The sequence below is a fragment of the Streptomyces sp. NPDC059564 genome (assembly GCF_042735575.1).
In the GTDB taxonomy this organism is placed as follows: domain Bacteria; phylum Actinomycetota; class Actinomycetes; order Streptomycetales; family Streptomycetaceae; genus Streptomyces.
The window spans coordinates 1-5,168 of the sequence record NZ_JBHWBP010000461.1; the positions used below are offsets into that span (position 1 = coordinate 1).

General features: G+C 73.6%; 5 protein-coding genes. All 5 read left to right on the forward strand.

Features of this window, described 5'->3' with window-relative positions; translation table 11 throughout:
- Positions 1-1,503, forward strand: a 1,503-nt coding sequence (locus ACFV0Q_RS38150; protein WP_385012227.1) for a hypothetical protein, incomplete at its 5' end; no start/stop codon positions are given.
- 161 nt (positions 1,504-1,664) lie between these two features.
- Entirely contained in the window at positions 1,665-2,612 is a 948-nt protein-coding gene (locus ACFV0Q_RS38155; protein WP_385012230.1) for an ABC transporter ATP-binding protein, read from the forward strand.
- Positions 2,609-3,361, forward strand: coding sequence for an ABC transporter permease (locus ACFV0Q_RS38160; protein ID WP_385012233.1), 753 nt, complete (start codon positions 2,609-2,611; stop codon positions 3,359-3,361). The genes ACFV0Q_RS38155 and ACFV0Q_RS38160 overlap by 4 nt, the downstream gene beginning before the upstream one ends.
- The gene (locus ACFV0Q_RS38165; protein ID WP_385012236.1) at positions 3,358-4,548 is read left to right on the forward strand and encodes a sensor histidine kinase; all 1,191 of its coding nucleotides are present in this window, start codon (positions 3,358-3,360) and stop codon (positions 4,546-4,548) included. The genes ACFV0Q_RS38160 and ACFV0Q_RS38165 overlap by 4 nt, the downstream gene beginning before the upstream one ends.
- Entirely contained in the window at positions 4,545-5,165 is a 621-nt protein-coding gene (locus tag ACFV0Q_RS38170) for a response regulator (protein WP_385012239.1), read from the forward strand. The genes ACFV0Q_RS38165 and ACFV0Q_RS38170 overlap by 4 nt, the downstream gene beginning before the upstream one ends.
- Positions 5,166-5,168 lie beyond the last annotated feature (3 nt).

A 5,168-nucleotide genomic window follows, 5' to 3' on the forward strand; every position in this document is an offset into this window, starting at 1 on the left:
CAGGCCGACGGCGCGGCCGGCCAGGGTGGTGGCGAGGAGGCGGCCAGCAACTGGTTCGCCCCCCGCAAGGCCGCCCCGGCCCCCGCCCCGGCCCCCGCGCCGGCCGGCGCGAGCTACGGTTCCTCGGCACCCGCCGGCGCCCCGGCCCCCGGCGCGGGCTTCGCACCCCCGGCCGTGCCCGGGCACCCGCAGCCCCCGGCGCCGCACGGCAGCGGCGCGGGCTTCGCGCCCGCCCCCGCGGCGGGCAGCCCCGGCGTGGGCGCGCCCGCGTACCCGGCGTACGACGGCGGCCCCGTCACCGAGGCGTTCCCGGCCTTCGCGGAGCCCGAGGGGCCGACCGGGGGACCCGCGATGGGGACCGTACCCGTACGGGGCGACGAGACCCCGCGCTGGCCCGGCCCCGAGGCCATGGACGCCCCGGCCCGCGGCCCGGTGCCGACGCCCGGCCCGCTCTCGCCGCCCCCCGGCCCGCAGCCGCCGCGGCAGACCACCCCGGTGCCGCCCGCCCCGGCGGCGAAGGGCAAGAAGGCCGGGAAGGCCGGCAAGCCCGCCAAGCCGGCCAAGAAGGGCCGCTCCAAGCTGGTCCTGCTCGGCGGCGCCGTCGTCGTCCTCGCCGGCGTGGCCTACGGCGCCGGGCTGCTCATGAACCACTCCGACGTCCCCAAGGGCACCACCGTCCTCGGCGTCGACATCGGCGGCAGCCGCGACGAGGCCATCAGCAAGCTCCAGGGCGCCTTCGGCACCCGCGCCTCGGCCCCGCTCCAGCTGAACGTGGGCGGCAAGCAGGTCGAGCTGAAGCCCGAGAAGGCCGGCCTGACCCTCGACAGCCAGACCACGGTCCGCAACGCGGCGGGCAGCGACTACAACCCCGTCACCGTCGTCGGCTCGCTCTTCGGCGTCGAGCGCACGGCCGAGGCCGTCATGCCCGTTGACGAGGAGAAGCTGCGGGTCGCCCTCCAGGAGCTGTCCGGCACCGCCGGTTCGGCCACCGAGGGCACCATCAAGTTCGACACCGGCAAGCCCGTCGCGGTCCCCGGCAAGGCGGGCACCAGCCTCGACGTCGACGGTTCCGTCGACATCGTCAACAAGGCCTTCCACGAGCTCGTCGCCACCGGCAAGGCCGCCGCCGTCGAACTCCCCACCGCCACCAAGGAACCCACCGTCACCCAGGCGGAACTGAACCGGGCCATGAAGGAGTTCGCCGAACCGGCGATGTCCGGCGTCGCCACCGTCAAGGCGGGCACCAAGAGCATCAACTTCGGTGCCAAGTCCCTGCCGAAGATCCTCAGCATGACGGTGGTGGACGGCCGCCTCGTCGAGAAGTACGACCTGGAGGCCCTGAAGGAGACCTACGGGAACACCTTCGACGGGATCATGATCACGCGGGGCACCGGCGCGAAGACCGCCGTCACCCCGCAGGACGTCGTCGGCGCCCTCGGCAAGGCGCTCGTCGGCAAGTCCCCCGCCGAGCGGACCGTGACCATCGACACCAACGCGAGCTGACGGTCCCGCACACCGCACACGGCCCCTTCCCGGACCCCCGGGGAGGGGCCGCGTCGCGTCCGGCACGACTGCCCGTCATGTCCACGGCATGACATCCGTCATGCCGCAGTCACGACGGCGGACACTGCCGGGCGCACCCCCGTACGGGCGAACCTTGAGCCATGACGACGACGACCCCGGCGCACACAGCCGCCGCCCCGGACACCACGCCCGTCACGGTGGTGAGCTTCCAGAACGTGACCAAGAGCTACGGCCAGGTCCGCGCGGTCGACGGCCTCTCCCTGGAACTCCACCCGGGCGAAACCGTCGCCCTCCTCGGCCCCAACGGCGCGGGGAAGTCCTCCACCCTCGACCTCCTCCTCGGACTGCGCCCCGCCGACTCCGGCGAGGTCCGCCTCTTCGGCACCACGCCCCGCGAGGCCCTCGCGGCCGGCCGGGTCGGCGCGATGCTCCAGAGCGGCGGCCTGATGGAGGAAGTGACCGTACGCGAGCTCGTCTCGCTCGGCTGCGCCCTGCACCCCCGCCCGCACCCCGTGGACGAGGTCCTCACCCGCGCCGGGATCGCGGAGATCGCCGGCCGGATGGTCAACAAGCTCTCCGGCGGCCAGGAGCAGCGGGTCCGCTTCGCGCTGGCCACCGCCGGCCACAACGACCTGATCGTCCTCGACGAGCCCACCACCGGCATGGACGTCACCTCCCGCCAGGCCTTCTGGGCCACCATGCGGGAACAGGCCGCCCAGGGCCGCACGGTCCTGTTCGCCACCCACTACCTGGAAGAGGCGGACGCCATCGCCGACCGGGTGCTGGTCCTCAACAAGGGCCGGCTCCTCGCCGACGGCACCGCCGCCGAGATCAAGGCCAAGGCCGGAGCCCGCAAGGTCGCCTTCGACCTCGACGGAGACGTCGACGAAGACGCGCTGCGCGCCCTGCCGGGCCTGACCGCCTTCGAGCGGCACGGCGCCACCGTCAAGCTCCAGTCGAGCGACGCCGACGCGACCGTGCACGCCGTGTACGGGCTCGGCCTCTACCCCCGGAACCTGGAGGTCGCGGGCCTCGGCCTGGAGCAGGCCTTCATCGCCCTCACCGAGGCCGAGGAGGCCACCCGATGAACGCCGGAACGTACCAGCTGGTCAAGCTGGAGATCACCCGCGCCCTGCGCAACAAGAAGTACCTGTTCTTCACCGTGCTCTACCCGGCCGCCCTCTTCCTGATGCTCGGCGGCACCATCCCGGGCAAGACCAAGGTCCTGGGCACCGAACTGACGATGCCCGCCTTCTACATGGTCGCCATGGCCTCCTTCGGCGCCCTGACCGCCGTCCTGATGGGCAACAGCGAACGCATCGCCAAGGAGCGGGAGAAGGGCTGGGTCCGCCAGCTGCGCCTGACCGCCCTGCCCGGCCGCGGCTACGTCCTCGCCAAGACCGCCAGCGCGGGCGTGCTCTCGCTGCCCGCCATCCTCGTCGTCTTCGCCGTCGCCGCCGGAGTCAAGGACGTACGGTTCGAGGCCTGGCAGTGGCTCTCCCTCACCGCCGCGATCTGGGCCGGCAGCCTGGTCTTCGCCGCGCTGGGCGTGGCCATCGGCTACCTGGCCAGCGGGGACACCGTCCGCCCCATCACGATGCTGTTCTACTTCGGCCTCTCCATCCTCGGCGGCCTGTGGATGCCCACCACGAACTTCCCGCAGTGGCTCCAGAACATCTCCGAGTGGCTGCCGACCCACGCCTACGCGGGCCTCGGCCAGGCGATCGAGCTGGGAGGCGCCCCCCACGTCAAGGACGTGGCGATCCTCGCGGGGTACTTCGTACTCTTCACCGGTGCGGCCGCCTGGCTGTACCGCAAGGACTCGCTGAAGGCGTGAACGCAGTGACGGTGCAAGAGCACACGGACCCGGGCACGACGCGGGCGACGGGCGGCATCCGCATCGGGGTCCGCCCCGAGAACCGCCGCCACCAGATCGTGAAGCTCACGTGGACCGGCCTGTGGCTCTTCTACCTCAGCGCCCCCGTCATCGACCTGGTCCGGGGCGGCCACAGCGCCGGCGCCCGGCTGCTCGGGACGCTCGGTCTCGCCGCGTTCGTCGTCTGGTACCTGGTCCTCGTCCTGCGGGTCGGCCGCGAGACGGCCGTGCCGCGGGTGCTGCTCTCGCTGGGCGTCCTCGCCGCGCAGGCCACGGTCCTGTCCCTGACCCTGGGCCGGGAATGGCTCGTGCTGTTCGTCTACGTGTCCATCTCCTCCGGCGCCGCGCTGCCGGGGGAGTGCTCCCGCTGGACGGTCCCCGGCGCCACCGCCCTGCTCGCCGCGACGGCCTCCGTCGTGCCCGGCGGCGACGAGTACCTGGCGGGCCTGCTGATCCCGGCCCTGATGGGCGGATTCGCGATGGTCGGGGTCCGCGCCATGATCCGCACCACCATGGAACTGCGCGAGGCCCGGGCCACGGTGGCGCAGCTCGCGGCCAACGAGGAACGCCTGCGGATGGCCCGCGACCTGCACGACCTGCTGGGCCACTCGCTGTCGCTGATCACGCTGAAGAGCGAGCTCGCGGGCCGGATGCTGCCGGACCACCCCGACCGGGCCGCCCGTCAGGTGGCCGACATCGAGCAGGTCTGCCGACAGGCGCTGGTCGACGTTCGGGAGGCCGTCAGCGGCTACCGGCGGCCCACCCTGCCCGGCGAACTGGCCGGTGCCCGTACGGCCCTGACGGCGGCCGGGGTCGCGGCCGACCTGCCGACGGAGGCCCCGGCGGAACTCGCCGAGGAGGAGGAATCGGCCCTCGCCTGGTCGCTGCGCGAGGCCGTGACGAACGTGGTCCGGCACAGCGGGGCCAAGCGCTGCACGGTCACCCTGACGTCCTGCCAGACGCTGGCGGGCCCGGTGATGGAGCTGACCGTGGCCGACGACGGCGCGGGCGGCCCCGCCGTCCCCGGCAACGGCCTGACCGGCCTCACGGAGCGGCTGGAAGCGGTCGGTGGCAGCCTGTCGGCGGGCCCGGCGGGCAAGACCGGCTTCCGCGTGCTGGTCCGGGTCCCCCTAGGATCCCCCTCATGACCGACGCCGCGCCCATCCGCATCCTGCTGGCCGAGGACCAGTCGATGGTCCGCGAGGCCCTCGCCGCGCTGCTGGGCCTGGAGCCGGACATCGAGGTGCTGGCCCAGGTCGCCCGGGGCGACGAGGTCGTGGCGGCGGCCCGGGCCCACGACGTGAACGTGGCCCTGCTGGACATCGAGATGCCGGGCATGACGGGCATCGAGGCGGCCGCCGCGCTGCGGGCCGCGGAACCCGCCCTCAAGATCGTCGTCCTGACCACCTTCGGCCGGCCCGGCTACCTCCGCGGCGCGATGGAGGCGGGGGCCTCCGCGTTCCTGGTCAAGGACGCGCCGGCCGCGCAACTCGCGGACGCGGTACGGAAGGTCCTGGCGGGGGAGCGGGTCATCGACCCGACCCTGGCGGCGGCGGCCCTGGCGGAGGGCGCGAATCCCCTCACGGACCGGGAGCGGGAGGTCCTGCGGGAGACGGAGTTCGGCGCGACCAACGCGGAACTGGCGGCCCGCCTGCACCTGTCGCAGGGCACGGTCCGCAACTACCTCTCGACGGCCATCCAGAAACTGGCGGCGCGCAACCGTGCCGAAGCGGTACGCGTGGCCCGCGAAAAGGGCTGGCTGTAACCC